The organism is Tenacibaculum aestuarii (genome assembly GCF_964510395.1).
In the GTDB taxonomy this organism is placed as follows: domain Bacteria; phylum Bacteroidota; class Bacteroidia; order Flavobacteriales; family Flavobacteriaceae; genus Polaribacter; species Polaribacter aestuarii.
In genome coordinates this window covers 833,466-850,732 of the sequence record NZ_CAZEFY010000003.1, presented here as the reverse complement: position 1 = coordinate 850,732, position 17,267 = coordinate 833,466, and the positions used below count along the sequence as shown (strand labels likewise).

15 protein-coding genes are annotated in these 17,267 nt (G+C 34.7%); 11 read left to right on the top strand and 4 right to left on the bottom strand.

Going from position 1 to position 17,267, the window contains the following annotated elements; all coding sequences use genetic code 11:
- Positions 1–4: 4 nt before the first annotated feature.
- The 4 genes from ACKTSU_RS10045 to ACKTSU_RS10030 are packed head-to-tail and all read right to left on the bottom strand — an operon-like array spanning position 5 to position 3,664.
- Entirely contained in the window at positions 5–1,270 is a 1,266-nt protein-coding gene (locus ACKTSU_RS10045; RefSeq protein WP_408036276.1) for a phage portal protein family protein, read from the bottom strand.
- Between the two features lie 2 nt (positions 1,271–1,272).
- Positions 1,273–1,695: a phage protein Gp36 family protein gene (locus ACKTSU_RS10040; RefSeq protein WP_047789441.1), complete on the bottom strand. Its 423-nt coding sequence runs from the start codon at positions 1,693–1,695 to the stop codon at positions 1,273–1,275.
- A gap of 2 nt (positions 1,696–1,697) precedes the next feature.
- A complete protein-coding gene (locus ACKTSU_RS10035) occupies positions 1,698–3,206 on the bottom strand; it encodes a hypothetical protein (protein ID WP_408036275.1) in 1,509 nt (502 codons plus the stop codon).
- Positions 3,206–3,664, bottom strand: coding sequence for a transcriptional regulator (locus tag ACKTSU_RS10030; RefSeq protein ID WP_408036274.1), 459 nt, complete (start codon positions 3,662–3,664; stop codon positions 3,206–3,208). Before ACKTSU_RS10030 ends, ACKTSU_RS10035 begins: the two co-directional genes overlap by 1 nt.
- A 170-nt stretch (positions 3,665–3,834) precedes the next feature.
- Here ACKTSU_RS10030 and ACKTSU_RS10025 point away from each other — a divergent pair, with 170 nt between their 5' ends.
- The 11 genes from ACKTSU_RS10025 (at position 3,835) to ACKTSU_RS09975 (ending at position 17,263) form a co-directional block, all read left to right on the top strand.
- Positions 3,835–4,797: an HK97 family phage prohead protease gene (locus ACKTSU_RS10025; RefSeq protein WP_408036273.1), complete on the top strand. Its 963-nt coding sequence runs from the start codon at positions 3,835–3,837 to the stop codon at positions 4,795–4,797.
- 39 nt (positions 4,798–4,836) lie between these two features.
- On the top strand, positions 4,837–5,781 hold the full coding sequence (locus ACKTSU_RS10020) for a hypothetical protein (RefSeq protein WP_408036272.1): 945 nt from the start codon (positions 4,837–4,839) through the stop codon (positions 5,779–5,781).
- A 15-nt stretch (positions 5,782–5,796) separates the two neighbouring features.
- A complete protein-coding gene (locus ACKTSU_RS10015; RefSeq protein ID WP_408036271.1) occupies positions 5,797–6,147 on the top strand; it encodes a hypothetical protein in 351 nt (116 codons plus the stop codon).
- A complete protein-coding gene (locus ACKTSU_RS10010; RefSeq protein ID WP_408036270.1) occupies positions 6,134–6,565 on the top strand; it encodes a M15 family metallopeptidase in 432 nt (143 codons plus the stop codon). Before ACKTSU_RS10015 ends, ACKTSU_RS10010 begins: the two co-directional genes overlap by 14 nt.
- The gene (locus ACKTSU_RS10005) at positions 6,562–7,026 is read left to right on the top strand and encodes a hypothetical protein (protein ID WP_408036269.1); all 465 of its coding nucleotides are present in this window, start codon (positions 6,562–6,564) and stop codon (positions 7,024–7,026) included. The genes ACKTSU_RS10010 and ACKTSU_RS10005 overlap by 4 nt, the downstream gene beginning before the upstream one ends.
- Positions 7,023–7,457 carry a hypothetical protein gene (locus ACKTSU_RS10000; protein WP_408036268.1) on the top strand — a complete coding sequence of 145 codons (435 nt, stop codon included), beginning with the start codon at positions 7,023–7,025 and terminating at the stop codon, positions 7,455–7,457. Before ACKTSU_RS10005 ends, ACKTSU_RS10000 begins: the two co-directional genes overlap by 4 nt.
- 28 nt (positions 7,458–7,485) lie before the next feature.
- A complete protein-coding gene (locus tag ACKTSU_RS09995) occupies positions 7,486–7,974 on the top strand; it encodes a hypothetical protein (RefSeq protein WP_408036267.1) in 489 nt (162 codons plus the stop codon).
- Positions 7,974–8,447: a hypothetical protein gene (locus ACKTSU_RS09990; protein ID WP_408036266.1), complete on the top strand. Its 474-nt coding sequence runs from the start codon at positions 7,974–7,976 to the stop codon at positions 8,445–8,447. Before ACKTSU_RS09995 ends, ACKTSU_RS09990 begins: the two co-directional genes overlap by 1 nt.
- Positions 8,448–8,656: 209 nt before the next feature.
- On the top strand, positions 8,657–12,634 hold the full coding sequence (locus tag ACKTSU_RS09985) for a hypothetical protein (RefSeq protein WP_408036265.1): 3,978 nt from the start codon (positions 8,657–8,659) through the stop codon (positions 12,632–12,634).
- The gene (locus tag ACKTSU_RS09980) at positions 12,624–13,037 is read left to right on the top strand and encodes a hypothetical protein (RefSeq protein WP_408036264.1); all 414 of its coding nucleotides are present in this window, start codon (positions 12,624–12,626) and stop codon (positions 13,035–13,037) included. The genes ACKTSU_RS09985 and ACKTSU_RS09980 overlap by 11 nt, the downstream gene beginning before the upstream one ends.
- Positions 13,037–17,263, top strand: a complete 4,227-nt coding sequence (locus ACKTSU_RS09975; protein WP_408036263.1) for a phage tail protein — start codon at positions 13,037–13,039, stop codon at positions 17,261–17,263. Before ACKTSU_RS09980 ends, ACKTSU_RS09975 begins: the two co-directional genes overlap by 1 nt.
- Positions 17,264–17,267 lie beyond the last annotated feature (4 nt).

The window sequence follows — 17,267 nt, the reverse complement described above, 5'->3', positions numbered from 1 at the left end:
AGTTCTATCGAGGAGCGTTTGCGAAAAAATCTAAGAACTTATCATAAAAAGCTAGCTTTTTAGTGGTTACTCTTTTTTGTGTTTCCTCTTCTTCATCCTCCTGGTCTTTTTTCTTTTTTTTAGAATTGATAGGAGGTTCTTCTTCAGTAGTCTTTCCTTTGCCTTTTGGTAGGTTGAAGTTCTCAAAGAAGTAATCTTCATGCACACCGCTTTCTGTAATTTTATCAACTTTTAGGGCAATATCTAATTGCTTTTCTTTAGTAAGTTTTTCGCCTTTTTCAGCAAATACAAACTTACCACCAGTAACAGGATAACCTCGTTTTTCTAACCTAGGTAACAACTCAGTGTTTAAAATACGTTGAATGTAGCGTCTGTCTGCTTGGTTTAAATCGTCTTCGGTTTCTCCATGAACTTTTGCTTGAGCTAAACTACTACCGTCTTTAGTAGTCATTGTTTGACTGTTTACACCAATAATAATTTGCTCATCACACCATTTTAAAAAGCGTTCATGTACATCAACATTTCCAGTTGCACCTTGTCCTATAACCTTTACGTCTGCATTTTTACTCATTGTCATAGAGCCACCAGAACCACGGTTTTTAAATGCAGTTTCCATCTCCTCACGTCCGTTATCATCATCAGGATCATACAAACCTACCATTTGCGGAATACCAAAGATTTCACAGAACTGAGCAAAGTCAGAACCACCATTCCGTTTAAAAATTACAAACGGAGCAGTTTTGTTAAACAAACCAAGATCGTTGTCTTTACCAAGGTTTATGATCCAATCATCATTTTCATAACTCCAACCAGTCTCTGTGTCGAAACGATTTTTAAGAATTACTTTTCTGTGTGTATCTAAATGTTGCCTTGGTATTATAAAAGGTTTAAACTTACCATCAACCCAGTTTAACTCAATTACAGTTTTACCATAAAACTTGGTAAACATGAATTCAGTTATTACTTCTTCAAATTCAGGAGTATCAATAAACTCCATCATTGGTTCAACCTCCTTTTTATCTTTTTGAAATAGAATTTCGGAGTTAGTAATAGCACGTATTCGTTTACCAATAGCATCAGACAAGATTAAATCACTCAATAACTCTTCAATCAAATCGTAATAGGTAGCTCTACGACCACGATAGGCTGCATTCATAGCACTACGCCATTTTTCAACTGCTACACTACTTGCTTTAGGCGGTTGAACTACTAATACCTGACTTAGGTTTATTGCTTTGTTTTGTGTTGTTGTTTTCTTCTTTTTAGCCATAATTAATAGTGATTTTGACGTTTAGGGTTTGAGTGATATGTGAATGAGGTTGTTTTTACCTCTTCTTCTTCAGTTACCTGAATTTTATCTAAAGTGGTTTTCATACCGCCATAAACAGCCTCTAACCAATCAACAGCTTGTTGGTACCTGAATTTCTTATCATCATAATCAATACTTGGGTTTCCTAAACCTATAAGTTCCCAAATAGCAATGTCTTTAACTATTTTAAGTAGTAAAGGGTTACGATCAGTTCCTGTTTTAGAAAATATAAGGTCGGTATCATATTGTTTTAATAATTTACTTGTAGCAAATTCAATAGCGATATCTATACATGCTAAAGCAATAGTTTCGTCACCTTCAATAATTGCTGTTATTTCGCTTTGTTTAGCGTGTGTTTTTAATTCTTCTTTTGTTAAGTATGCCATAGTTAATATCGTTTTGAGTTGGTTGGTTTAGCGTAGGTTTGAGGTGGTGCTGTGTTTTGTTTGTTTTTGTGATTTACACAAAACACACCTCCTTCTACAGCATCTGGACCATCATCGTTAATTCTACTTTTTGCTGACAAGCCTAAGAATTGAAACTCCATTGCTTTCATGTCGTCAGTACCTTCTAGTTTTTCGTTAAAGATGAGTTTGCCATTACTATTTAAAGGCTCTAGGTTACTTTCTATACGGTAAAACTTGTCGGGTTTTGTTCGTTCGTCTGCTTTTAGTTTTAAGGTTTGGTTATGCCTTTTGTTAGCTGCTTTAATTTCTCGTTTAATGGTATCATCAATCCATGGCCACTCTATGAGTAAATAGACTGCTGTTTTATCATTTACAAAATCTAAGAGTTCAAACTGCCAATCAATCATGGCACGTGTAGTAGTTTGCCTACAACGTACCCATAGTACATGGTATTCATCTTTGTACTTACCAATAAGAGCTGTAGCTTTATAATCTGCGTTCTTTTTATAAGAAGGGTCAGTGTAGCCAATTAAGTACTTGTAACGCTGCAATGGTTGCATTTTGCCGTAGTGTAGCTTTTTAAAAACTTTACCTAATACTACAGGATTGTTGAAGTACTCTTTTTGCGCACTAGCAGATGATATTTTTGAAAGTACTCTGTCAATATGTGCCTCTGTATTTTTAGACCAAGTTGATTTACCTTTTTTATCACGAATATTTATGATAGTATGCTTATCGGCAATAGCTATTGCTTTTTTTATGCAGCAATAATCTGCAATGATGTTACCGTTAAAAATTACTAGGAAAGGATTGGATATAGAACGAGCACCATATACTGCTTGTTCAAACCATTCCCACTTTTTATCAACTCTGTCAGGGTTGCGGCAATCTTCATCAGTGTCAAAATCATCTAGGATTGCACTATCAGGTCTTATCTCTTCATTTCTAGCACCACGAGGAGATTGACCAGCTCCAAGAGCTATAAACATACCACCACTTTGAGTTACAAATGATTCTTCAGTCCAATTACCCAGTGTTACTTGTTTTCCGTAATCATGAATAAGTCTTCTGTTTCTTTCAAAGCTTAGCTTGTAAGGTCTTAATAAGCGAATAGCTGCTTCTTTAGTAGCAGATATCATAAATGTAAATTTCTTCTTTCCAGTAAGATGCAAATAAGTCATTTCCATCATGGTAAGCCCAGTTTTAGAAAGTTCACGAGACCATGCCCTTACTTCATACCATTCAGGGTTGTTTAAAACTCTGTTAGAAGATGCTTTGTGAAAATCAGGAGTTTCAGCAGTACAATACTTATCAAAATAGTATTGTTTCCATTTTTCAAAGTCAGCTTCAAGCTCTTTTTTTCTAGCTTCAATATCTTCTTCACTTTCAAATAAATCAACATCATCTGTACTTTGAAGGTTGTCGTAGTAGTTTTCCCAAAAATCTAACGCAACTTTATCGTCTCTACTATGTTTTAATTTACTAATCATTAATTCAATAATTTTTTAATAAATACGTTGGCATAGTTTCCAATTTTTAAAGCATCATCTGTATTCTCCTTTTTTACAAAATCAATAAATACAGTTAAAGAGTTTACATGCTCTGATACCAAAGCTTTAGTTTCTAGGTCTTTAATGTCTTTTATAAGTTGCCTTCGCACTTGGGCAAGCTTAAAGTCAGCAAAACGAGCACCGTCAGGTTTCTCATGTATAGAGGTGTTTATTTGCTCTAACTCTTCAAGCATTAACCGTAATTGTTCGCTTCTTGTTAAAACAATATTCTTTTTGAATTTATCTAGCTTAAGTTCTACAATCCATTTACGAATTGTCTTTTCAGTTTTACCAACTTTCAAGACCAATTCATCAATGTTAGTTATACCTCTATCAACATAATACAGCTCTAACAGCTCCTGTGCTTTCTTTTTTTCTTTACTACTTAATCTCGCCATTTCTATGTGTTTACAAAACAAAAGTCGCCAAAGAAAACACCTTATAAAATTTGTGTTTTTATGATACCCTTTAGGTTGGGGTATGATACTGTAAATATCTCGGTATCATAGTTTTTGCATTTTTTAAACGTAGATTCTTGTTGCACTTTTGCCTTGTTAATCGAAACGAAATGAGCAAAAAGAAAACCTTTACAATTAATGATGAAGCACAGAAAAACTCTTACGGTTTTTACGTACAAACTTCAGGTATTGGAACACAACGTTTTTTAAAAAACCCAATCTGTTTAGCAGATCATTCTAATAAAACAAAAGATGTCTTAGGGGTTTGGACAGAGTTAAAAGAAACTGGTGTAATCTTATCAGGTATTCCAAACTTTGATACAAAAGACCCTGAAGGTTTAGAAGTAGTTAGAAAAGTAGAAGGAGGTGTGATTAAAGGTTGCTCTATGGGTATTCGCTTTAATCCGAAAGACTTAAAAATGATTAATGGAAAGTTGATGTTAACTAAGTGTGAGTTAACAGAGGTTTCTATTGTTGCTGTTCCAAGCAATGCCAATGCAGTTGTTTTATATGATAATTCAGGGGAAGTATTATCTGACGAAGCCATTCAAGAATTATGCTTATCGGCTCAAAAATCACAAAAACCATTTAGAACTGAAAATATGAAAGAAGTAACGAAACACTTACAATTATCTGACGATGCTTCAGGAGAGGCGATTGTTGGCGCAATAAAAGGCATTGAAGTTAAATTGTCTGATGCACTTAAAGAAAGAGATAGCTACAAAACAAAGTTTGAAGGCTTGGAAAAAGAAAAAACAACCAAGTTACAAGCTGATTTTGATGCTGAACTAGCTCTTGCTAAAAAAGACGGTCGTTTAGATGCAAAAGGAGAAACTGCATTGTTAGAGTTAGCTGAAAATAAGCTAGAAAATGCATTGACTTTCTTATTAGCATTGCCAAAACGTAAGACTATTAAAGACAATTTAGAAGACGAAGAAGCTACGTTAGCTGCTTTTGATAAGATGACTTGGGAAGAGTTAGATAAAAACGAAATGTTAGCTGATTTAAAACTAAATCATACTGAATACTACAATGAGCGTTTTAAACGTGAATTTGGAAAAGAGCCTTCATAAAGGTAGTAAGTAACTAATTAATCAAAAAACGAATAAACAATGGGTTTAGAAGTAGAAATTTGGCAAAAAGCCATTCATGAAAAATTAAGAGATGATAACTCTTTTTTAAATCACGTAGCTAATGTTTCAGACAGTAATATTTTAGCTGGTAAAATTGTACACATACCTCAAGCAGGTGCACCAAGTACTGTAGTGAAAAACCGTCAAACTTTACCTGCTCAAGTAAAGCAGCGTACAGATGGACAAGTGCTTTATCAAATTGATGAGTACACTACTGATCCTGTACATATCAAGCATGCAGAAACAGTTGAATTGTCTTATGACAAAAGGCGATCTGTTTTAGATCAAGATATTGCAAACCTTTCAGATGAAGTAGCTGAAGGTATGTTAACAAACTTTGTAGTGTCTCCTGTAGGTGATAATGCAGCTTTGCCTACTAACAATATACTTTTAACTGATAGTGCTGAGACAAGTGCACCAATCCTAGATGGAGCTACTGGAGTTAGAAAGAACTACCGATTAAACGATTTACAACGTATGCGAAACTTCATGATTTATGCAAAAGCATGGAGTGAAGGAAATATGTACGCTTTGTTAACTCCTGAAGCAGCTGTGCAAATGTTTCCTGCTGAAAGTGCTATAACAGCAGCTTATATGGCAGCAACTAGTGAAGCTGAACGTAGAGCAGGAATTATGTACAAAGTACAAGGTTGGAATATTATGGTGCGTTCAACTGTGTATCATTTAGGTGCGGATAAAAGCTTTAAGGCTTTTGGTTCTGTAGCAGCAGTAGATGATACCGAAGGATGCTTATTCTGGAATAAAAACATGCTTGAAAAAGCTATTGGTACAACAGAAGCTTTCAGTAATGAAGGTGACCCAACTTGGTATGGTGATGTGTATTCATTCTTAGTAAGAATGGGTGGGCGAGCTAGACGTAAAGGTTACGAAGGAGTTGGTGTGTTAATGCAGGCTAACGGATAAACACCCTAACCTCTCATGTTAGACAACGTCCTCTTAATTTTTGGAAGTGCAGCAGTCACTGCTTTTTTGCAGTGGCTACTGTATATCCGAAAGCACAAAGCAGAAGCCAATTCTGTAGAAAAAACGAACGACGCCACCGAGATAGAGAACCTTGTTAACATGGCTAAAGAGTGGCGAGAGACAGCACAAAGTTGGAAGAGTTTGGCTGATGAAACTCAAAAAGAGTTAATACTGTGTAAAAAATCTGAGCAAAGTACTACCGAAAAGTTAGAAGCCTTAGAACGTAAAGTAAAGCTTTTAAACTCGAAACTAACAAGAGCTTACAAGCGAATTGAAGAATTAGAAGATCACGATGGTAACAAGTAAACAATGCATTCAAAAATATGGAGAGCCTAATGTACAAATGGAGTACAAACACATGGTGCTATGGGATGTTCCTGATTGGATAAACAAAGAGTTACCTGTAATACCAAACAAGATTTATTGTAATAAAGACTTGGTTAAGCCTTTACAGCAAGCCTTTGAAAACATCATAAAAAGAGGTTTACAAAAGGAGTTAAAAACGTGGGATGGTTGCTTTAATATTCGTAAGAAGCGAGGTTTAAAAAGTTGGTCGTTGCACAGTTGGGCAATAGCCATAGATATTAATGCAGCTTGGAATGGCTTAGGTAAACAACCTTTAATGAGTTTAGCATTGGTAAAGTGTTTTACAGATGCAGGCTTTGATTGGGGTGGAACATGGACTAGAAAAGACGGAATGCATTTTCAATTAAAACAACTATGAAGTATATAGGATATTTACTATTAACTGTTTTGTTATTTTCTTGTAGAGGTACTAAAAACACTGTAAAAGTTAAAAGTGAAGACAAGAGTACAATACAGCTTACCGCTAAAAAAGAACAGCTTATTGAAGTTGTTAACGATACACTAACAGGTATTGTACCAATACCAAAATTGAGTAACAAACCTATAAAATTGGTTTTTGGAAGTTCAGGCACAAAATTGAATTTGCACTTAACAGATACCAGTGCTGCCTATCAAGTAACTACTAAAGTAAACAAGCGTACTTATACCAAAGAACAAACCGATACTGATATACAAAAAGATGAAAAGTTAGCAGTTGAAGTTGTAGAACAAAAGATGCCTTGGCGTCCTCCTTGGTGGTTAGGAGGAGTAATTGTGTTATTACTCATAGCAATTAGGTACATCATAAAAAAGTATAAAAAAATAACAACAATCGTATGAGCAAACAAGCCCTACAAACCAAAGCAAACGAGTTATTTGCAATTCACAAATTAGAGGTGTTGCATTTAACAGCAGATGGTCAAGGTTTTTCAGAAGAAAACAAGCACCATGCACAATCACATGCGCAAACGTTGAAAGACAAGAAAGTGTACACTTTCGAGCGCAATTTTGAACCTGAAACTACTGAGACTAAAACAGCGTCAACGGATACTAATCGTGAGGCATTAGTTGAGGAGTACACGAAATTGTTTGATAAGAAGCCAGCGCACAACATGAAAGCTGACACCTTACAAGCAAAAATCGATGCAAAAAAAGCTGAATTAGCAGCGTTACCTGTGCAAACTGAAACAGTAACAGCTACAAAAGTAGAAGCTGCTGAAACCGATAACAAGGATACTACTTCTGACACTTCAAGCGAAGAAGAAGAGTAATTAAATAACCTTTAAAACCCATTTAAACATGGCAGAAATTAAAACATACGGATTGCAAATGGTAAAAGTTGGTGATCCAGTTGCAGACGGAAGTTTCCCTTTAGAAGCTAATATGAGTGAGCTTTGTAAGACATACAAAAATTCATGTGAGTTTGTTGAGGAAGACCCAACCATTACCGATGAACATTCCGACCAACAAGACGACCCGATTCATACGTTTATTGAAAAAGGAAGTAAGTCAATTAAGTTTTCAACTTATGACTATTCACCAACCACTTTAGTTGAGTTAAAAGGAGGTACAGTTTTAAACGATGAATGGTCAGAACCAGTAAGTCAAACAGAAATTGTAAAAGCTATTCAATTAGTGTTGAATAGTGGTAATTCGTTTAAGTTTCCTAAAGCTAGAATTACAGCAAAGTTTAATGCTAAGCTAGTTAAAAACGGTTTAGCCTTACTTGATGTAACTATTAAACCTTTATCTCCAGCAGCTGACAAACCTGCGGTAATCTTTGGATAATGGATAATAAAACAGAAAAGCGAGCAGCTGATATATTATTAAAAAGAGGTGTTAAGGTGACTATTAAGGCACCTCTTTTTTTACGTTGGTTTGGCAAAAAAACAATAGCATTGGTAGTTCAAGCACCTACCTTATATACGCTTATTCGTATTGCTGAAGAAAGTTTGAGTATTGATATTGAACTTGAAAAGGATATGCAGTTAAATAACGCTATAAGTGTAGTAAATGAACACGGTACAACACTTAGTAAAATTGTGGCTTTAGCTGTGTTAAATAGTCCTAGAAAGCAATGGCGTGTTGGTTTGTTGTCAAGGTATTTATTGAGAAACATTGAAGTTAAAGAATTGTTTTACCTGTACCAGTTAATACTGTTGTATGGCGGGTATGAGGATTTTATCAATACTATCAGATTTACACAAACAACGAGGATAACGAAGCCGATGAATCTGAGTCAAGAGGAAAAGAGGAGTTAACAAGCGAAAGCTTTCATAGCCTTTTTGGATTTATAGGTTACATCGCAGAGAAAACTGGCGGATGGACTAAAGATGAAATATTAAACAGCACATTTTTAGAGCTGAATTTACTACTGGCAGACGCACCAAAACTAATTAAGAAAAAACGTAAAAACGAGTTTAAAAACGACGATGAACTTAAAGCCTTTTTTGGCGTTCAATAATAAACCATGGCAGACTTTGATCCAATAGAAATAGAAATCGCTTTAAATTCTCCTGAAGCTTTGCAAGATGCAGCAAAGATTGAAGGAGCTTTAAAAGGTTTAGATGCAAGCGTAAGTAACACAGAATCTCGTTTTAAAGCTTATGTAGCAGAGAAGTTACGAGCTAATGGTGTATCGGTTGAAAGTATAAAACTTACAGAGCGTGAAGTAACTGCTTTAAAAACGTATATAAACTCTTTACGTGGCGTTAAGGAAATGATGGATAAAGCCACCGATCCAACACAATTAGGTGTGTACAACCATAAATTAGGAGAGCTACAAAAAAAGATTGATGCGTTACTTACCAAAGGAGCGGCACAAGGATTAGAGAATACTACAACATCAGTAGAAAATCAAGGTAAAAGAGTACAACAAACAAAACGCAAATGGGATGGCTTAGGTAATTCAATTAATCAGCTTACAAGAGAGCTACCTGCTTTTACTTATTCTTTTCAAACTGGTTTTATGGCTATGTCTAATAACTTCCCAATATTAGCTGATGAAATATACCGTTTAATCACAAGAAATAAAGAACTTACAACATCTGGGCAAAAATCAGTTCCAGTATGGAAGCAAGTAGCATCAAGTTTTTTAAGTTGGAATACTTTAATGTCAGTAGGAATAACGTTATTAACTGTTTACGGAAAAGACATTGCAATTTGGTTTAATAAGATATTAAAAGGCGAAAAAGCGGTTAAGAAGTTAACTGAAGCAGAAAAGAAATTACAAGAGCAAAAGAAGAAGTTAGTAAAACAAATTACTAAAGAGTATGCCGAGTTAAACGTTTTGGTGGCAAGAATAACCAAAGCTAACACTACACAGAGTCAACGTTTAAAACTTATTGAACAGCTAAACGAAAAGTACCCTTTTTTCCTGAAGAACCTTAACAAAGAAAAAGTTACCAATCAAGAGCTTTCAGATAAGTTGCGAGAGGTAAATAGTCTTTATGTAACTCGTATTGCATTACAAAGTCAACAAAAAGAAATTGAGGCACAATTTAACAAGTTAGCAGAAAAGCAACTAAAGTTATCTAAAGATCAAATCTATACTGAAGACCAGTTGTTAAAACTAGTTCAGAAGATAAATAAAGACAGAAGTAGTGAAAGACGTTTAAATCAAATTGACCTTGAAAACAAGTCGTATGAGGAGCAGGTTAAATTGGTAAAGCAAGCTCTTGAAAGTGAGGTTAATTATTTTGCGCAAGCATCCGCTCAAGGAGGTAAAAACGAGCAGGCATATAAAGAACGTTTGGCTAACCGTAAACGAGAGTTAAATTTACTTAGAGAATATGAAAAGTATAACAATAGAACTCGCTTTGGTTTACAAGATGAAAACGAGCTGTTAAAGGAAAAGCAAAATTTATTAACTCGTTTAGAGAAGAAACATAAAATAACACTAGAAGAGATAAATCAGCTATTTCAGGTTGATGGCTATAAAGGTTCAGGAGCAAGTGCTAAAGAATTGGATGAGCGTAAACGTTTACTTGAAAAGCTACTTGCTTTAGATCAAGAATACAGTCGTAAATCGTTAACTAAAGACGAAGAAGAGTTACAAGCGTTAAGAGATAAGTTTGGTAAAATTAGAAAGTTAGTTGAAGCCTTTAACGCTGACCCAAAAAACAAAGCGCAACTTATAAGTTTAACAGGTTTAGATGCTTTACAAGGAAGAGCTGAAAAATCATTGTTATACAGGCAAGATACTAGAAAATTAGCGGAGCAATTAGCACAAGAACAAGACTTATTTGCAGCCTATGAAGTACTAAAAACAAAAGTTAGTACTGAAGAGGCTACTAAACGTTATGGAGCTTTATTAAAAGGTTTTCAAACTTATGGAGAACGTTTGCAAGCAGAATACCAAAAGCTTCAAGATAAATTATCTAGTAAAGAACCTACAGAAATAACAGGTGCAGAAACAGAACGCTTGTTGTTATTAGAGCAAAAAATTAAAGAGTTTGAAGTAGAACAAAATAGTGTTGCTGAACAACGATTTATTGATGCGTATAATTCAGCAATAACTCATAAAGAACTCTTAGTTCAAATAGAGCGTGATTTTGCAGCTCAAAAAAAAGAGATCAACCTCATAAGTGATCAGCAACTTCGAGAAGCTAAGATAAAAGAACTCAATTACCAAAAACAGTTAGCTGTTGATGCTGCTAATGCAGAAGCTTATGAGAAAGCCACAATTTTTGAGAACCTAAGTGTTAATCTAATAGATATTACTAGAAGAGAATTAGCAGTTCGTATAGATTCAATAGAAGATTATTTACAAAAAACAAAAGGTCTACTATCTAAGGAACAAGAAGCTTATGTTCGTGGAGAGTTGGAAAGAGCCAAAGCAATTAAAGCAGCAACAACTTTAGGAGTACAAGAAAAAGCCTTGTTACAAGAAAAGGAGCGTGTTCTTAAACGTATTGTGCAATTACAAGCCAAAGGAATTGCTAATATAGGAGATGAGTTGGCGGCTTTAGAAGAGGTTAACGGTAAACTAAAGCAATTATCAGAAGCAAAGTTAAACCAGTTAGCTAATGGGCTTGCTGAAATAGGAGGAGCTTTAAAAAGTTTAGCAACTGCTTTAAAAGATTATGATGAAAGTTTAGCAGATACAATTGATACATTAGGCGATTTAACAAATGTAACATCTGATGCAGTAGGTGCATTTGCTTCGTTTGCTTCAGGTGATATTTTAGGAGGTATCACAGGATTGATAAATGTGGTTGGTGGTTTGTTTTCTTTAGGAGCTAAGGCACGAGAGAGTGAACGTAAAGCACGTGAGGAGATAAAGAAGTGGCATCAAGAAATTTTTGAAAGTCAATTAGCATATAATTCGGCATTGCGTCAACGATTATCAGATGAGATAAAACTAAATGATTTATACAAGTCGAGAGTTGATAATATTAAAGAAGAAATTGAAGCTAATAAAAAGAAACATGAAAGTGTAATAGAAGACCAACAAGAGGTATTTAAACGTCTTTTAAATGCTCAAACAATTATAGGTAAAAGAACAAAAAAGTATGGTGGTTTTTTAGGAATAGGTAGAAAAACCAAAGTAGTTGATGTTAAAAAAACTATAGGAGAACTATTAGGAATTGGAGAGTTAGTAACAAAGCAAATTAAGTTTGGAACAGGGTTCTTTTCTTTTAAAGCCAAAATAAAAGTTTTTGAACCAGGGGAGCTTGAACTCACAGATGAAATATTTGAGAAGCTTGAAAAGTTGAACCGTGATAAACCTTTAACTGGAGATGCTAAACTAGCGTATGAACAACTCAAAAAGTTACGTGATGAATATGGTAGTATTGAAGAAGCACAACGCCAGTTAGAAAAGCAATTAAAAGACGCTGTTACAGGAACAACTGCGCAGGCACTTGCAGAAAGCATCAAGCAAGGAATAGCAAGTGGTAAAAAGAGCTTTGCAGATTTTGCTGAAGATATTGAACGCTTTTTACGTGATGCTATTTTAGCAGGTATGAGTGCCAAGGTGATAGAACCTGAAATGCAGAAATTACAAGATTTGCTTTATGATTTTTTAGGTGATGGTGTTTTAACCGAAGATGAAAAGCAACAGTTTCAAGAAATGTATATGCGAATTGCTGAAGAGGCACAGGAGTACTTGAATTTGATTAACTCGACAGGTATTGGTATTGGAGATACTATTAATGAAGCTAATTCTTTAAAAGGTGCTGTAAAAGGAATTACTGCTGAACAGGCTGATTTGTTAGCAGGACAATTTGGAGGTTTACGCCTAACACAATTAGAAACCAATACTATTTTAAAAGTAAACCATGCAGCACAATTGGAAGTTTTGAGTAGACAAGCAGGTATTCAAATTGATATAGAAAAGAATACCCGAAGAACGGCAGACAATACTGAGAAGTTAAAATCAATTGATACGACTTTAAAAGAAATAAAAGACGGAGATAATACAAGCGCACGAGCACATGGCATTTAACGATACTTTAAATACACGCAATTTATACACAGATTTCGGTTTGGTTATACAAACAGGAACAGCAGATTTATTGGCTTTTCCTGAGCGTAAAAAAACACTAGAAAACGATTGGAGAGAACATAACGGAAAAGAATACGATTTGTCGTTACCAAGGTTTAAGGACAAAGAAATAAACCTAAAGTGTGCTATGATGGCGGATACTGATGTGGATTTTTGGACGAACTACGAAGCACTTTTTTTAGAGTTATCAAAACCCGATTGGCAAAACTTGTTTGTAGCGGACCATGGTAAAACCTACACGGTTTTTTATTTAAAAACTAGTAACTGGCGTAAGAAGTCAAAACGTTTAAAGGATGTTGATAAAGTGTTTGTGCAATTTACCTTAATACTACAAGTACAATAATGCAATACGAAATTAAAAGAGGAGCAGCTGTAATAGCTACGGTAAGACCAGAAGGAAGTATCACCACTAAAATAATGGGCGAAGAATTAGTATCTATGACCTTTACTTTAGCTAATAATGTTGTTTTTAAAACAAACGATACTGTTGTAGTGTATGGTAATACGTATTACTTGCTAAACGAGCCTATTGTAGAAAAGCGTAGTACTAAAGAGTATCGTTATCAGTTGCAATTTGCAGGTATAAAGTATGAGCTTTCTAAGGTGCAGCTCTTCTTTCCTGATGCAGATAACAACTTAACTCTTTCAGAGTTTTCAATTACAGGAACAGCAAATCAAATGCTTAATTTGGTAGTGCAAAATGCTAACCGTGTTCAAAGTGGTTGGTCGTTGGGTGTGATAGATGATTTAGATGGTAAGCAAGTAGATTTTAACGGACATAATTGCTTAACAGCCATTTCTAAAATAGCAGAAGAGTTTGATGCTGAATACTGGATTGATGGAGATAAAACCATTCATTTAACAGAACGAAAAGCTATTAGTGGTTTATCACTTGAATATGGAAAAAACAAAGGTTTGTTGTCTATTTCTAGAACTCCGTATGATAACAGCAACATTGTAACACGTTTGTATGCGGTAGGTTCAGAAAACAATATTCCTGCTGATTATAGAAACTATACTAAGAGACTTCAAATGCCCGTAGCGTATTTAGAAAAGAACGTTGCTAAGTATGGAGTTATAGAGCATGTGCAAACCTTTGAGGATATTTATCCGAAACGTATAGGAACTGTTACTAGCGTAAATTCAGAAAGTCCTTTGCAGTTTACTGATGCCAATATTGACTTTGATTTAAACGAAACTGATGCTAACGGTACCGTAATTTTAATTAATGACATTCCTGCGAAAATAACTTTTAATTCAGGACAGTTAGCAGGTTATACTTTTGAGATTAAAAAGCATGGTTACAACACAGCAACGAAAACCTTTGAGCTAATACCGAATAAAGACGAAAAAGACTTGACTGTGCCTAGTGAGTTGTTACGCCCTTCTGTTGGTGATACTTATGTAATTACTGATATAGCAATGCCACAAAGCTATATTACCAATGCAGAAATTTTATTACAGAACGAAGCACAGGCATACTTAGATGAAAATAGCGAACAACGCAATAAGTACTCGGTAGCTCCTGACCCTTTTTACTTTGAAGAAATTAACGCAAATATTGTGTTGGGTAACACAATTAACTTTAAAGACGTTGATTTTAGTTTAGATGATGATTTGCGTGTGGTTTCACTAACAAAAGACTTACAAAACCAATATAATGTAAGTTTTGATATTGCAGAACGAGCAGTCTTATCTACAATTATTAGAGAGTATATTGAAGAGGAGAAGAAAAACACCGCTTTACTAAAAACATTGACATATAATGCAGATATGGCTCGTAGAAGCTATCTCTTTGCTAAAGAATTTCATGACAACGTTTTTGATGGAGAAGGCTATTTTGATGCTGATAGAATAAAACCGTTAAGTATTGAAACAAAAATGTTAAGTGTTGGTAGTAGAATGCAGCAGTTTAATTTACCTGATGTTTCGTTTACTGTTTCAGAAGATAATACTACGGTAAGTAATACCACAGGTACATTGGTACACCTAACGCTTGAAGATACACCAAGAGAGTGGAACATACCACAAAACACGGTTACAGGCATAGGAACTGCCTTTCATTACATTTATATAAAAGCACAAAAAATAGGCTCGAATGCTTCGGTATATATTTCTACAGAGCAAATAATGGTTGATAATGACCCCGATTGGTATTATTTTGAAGCAGGATATTTATCGTCTGTAATAGACAATGTTCGACGCATAAAAACAACCTATGGATTTACACAGGTTAGCCCAAGTGAAATAAGTACAGGTCGGATAGCCTCACCAAACGGTAACAACTATATAGAGTTGTTACAGGATAATATTAACATTAAAGCCAATGTAACTTTTGAAAGTAATTCACCTGCTTTTCAACAGGTTTCTGATAGTCTAGAGATTGGCGGTAGGAATTTATTAAGTATTGATAATGTTAAAGGAGATAGAGGAGCAATAGTTGACACTGGTTTTTATATGAAAACAGGAGAGGTAAAATTATTTGTTCCAGAAGAAAGTACAACAGCAGGTATACGTATAGATAAAATTTCACTAGAACCATTAAAGCCCTATGTTTTATCATATAAATACAAAAAAGAGAGTGGAATTTTAACAACTATTTATGGTCATACATCTTTAGGTTATGCCAATAAAGTCAAATTAGTTGTTGATGGTGTTTTAGTAAGTGAAGCATACGCTTCTTTAGATTCCCTTTTTGTGGCTGATGATGAGTTAGAACATAGTGTTGAGTATTATTTTATTACACCTGCTGATTTTTCAACTAATGACTCAATATGGGTACAGCCTAATAAAGGAGCAAACCCAGCTGTAGAAGTTAGTATTTTTGATCTAAAACTAGAAAATGGAAACAAAGTAACTGGTTGGTCACCTGCTCCAGAGGATATAACAAAAGAGATTGTAGATACAAGTTTAGCAGCAGAAGCAGCAGCTATTGCTGAGGCAGAGGCAAAAGTAAATTTAGCTAAAATTGAAGTAGAAGCCTATGCCGATGGAATTGTAAGTGCTGAAGAAGATAGAGCAATTGCTGATGCACAAAACAAGTTACAAGCAGCCAAAGATTATGCTGATGCACAAGATAATTTAAAAGAAACCACTATTAAAGTTTATGCAGATGGTAAAGCAGACGAAGCAGAACAAGCAGCTATTGCTGAGGCGGAGGCAAAAGTAAATTTAGCTAAAACAGAAGTAGAAGCCTATGCTGATGGAATTGTAAGTGTTGAAGAAGCTAGAGCAATTGCTGATGCACAAAACAAGTTACAAGCAGCCAAAGATTATGCTGATGCACAAGATAATTTAAAAGAAACCACTATTAAAGCTTATGCAGATGGTAAAGCAGATGCCGCAGAACAAGCAGCTATTGCTGAGGCAGAGGCAAAAGTAAATTTAGCTAAAACAGAAGTAGAAGCCTATGCTGATGGAATTGTAAGTGCTGAAGAAGCTAGAGCAATTTCTGATGCCCAAACTAAGTTAGATGAAGCAAAAGCATATACTGATAGTATTGAGGTTGGTAGTAGTAATTTAATTACAGTTTCAAATGTTTTTACTACGGCTACAGTTATTGTAGATAAATCATTATTTATAACAAGTGGTGTAATTGAACTACAAGTTTTAGAAGATGATTTTAATGGTGGTATCTATATAAAAAATCTAGCATTAAAACCATTACAAGATTATGTGTTGTCTTATAGATATAAAAAGAAATCAGGTATTCTAAATACTTTTGGAGGGCATACAGCGCCTACTTATTCAAATAAACAAAAATTAGTTGTTGATGGAGTTGAAATATCATCTCAATATAATTCAACTTCTTCTGTTTTTGTTGATGATGATGAGTTAGAACATCATGTTGAATACTATTTTAAAACGCCTTCTAACCCTTTACTAACTGATTCTATATATATACAACCAAACAGAGGTAATAATTCAGCTGTAGAAGTTAGTATTTTTGATTTAAAACTAGAAAGAGGAAATAAACCAACCGACTGGACACCTGCTACTGAAGATGTACAAGAAAGTATAGATAATGCTATACAAGAAGCGCAAAATGCAGCAGCAGACGCTTTAAACGCTTTAAATACAGCCCAAACTACCGCCAATAAAACCAATTTTTTACAAACAGACATAGACGGTAATGTAATAAGTACAGGTACTATGCAGGTAGGAGCACTTAATAATGCTAATGCAGGTGTTACAGGTGTAACAGATGCAGGTGCTAATAGTGTGCGTTTCTTTGCAGGTTCAGATTACGCAGGAAAAAACAACGCACCTTTTAGGGTGTTGGATGATGGGAGTATTTTTTCTACAAAAGGATCTATTGGAGGTGTTAGTATTACCCAAAATGGACTTGGAGCTGTAGAGCTTGTTAATGGAGGTCTTTTAGCGGGGAATAGTATATGGTTGAGTACAGATGGGTTGATAGTTTCAAGAACTTATTACCAAGATATAGGAACAGGAACAGATACACAATTTGTTCCTGTAACCTTAAAAGCACTAATAAGTGCAGATAAAATTGTCATGTCTAGAGATTTTAATGGAACAATTACACAAAAAGAATATAAATATTATTAAATAA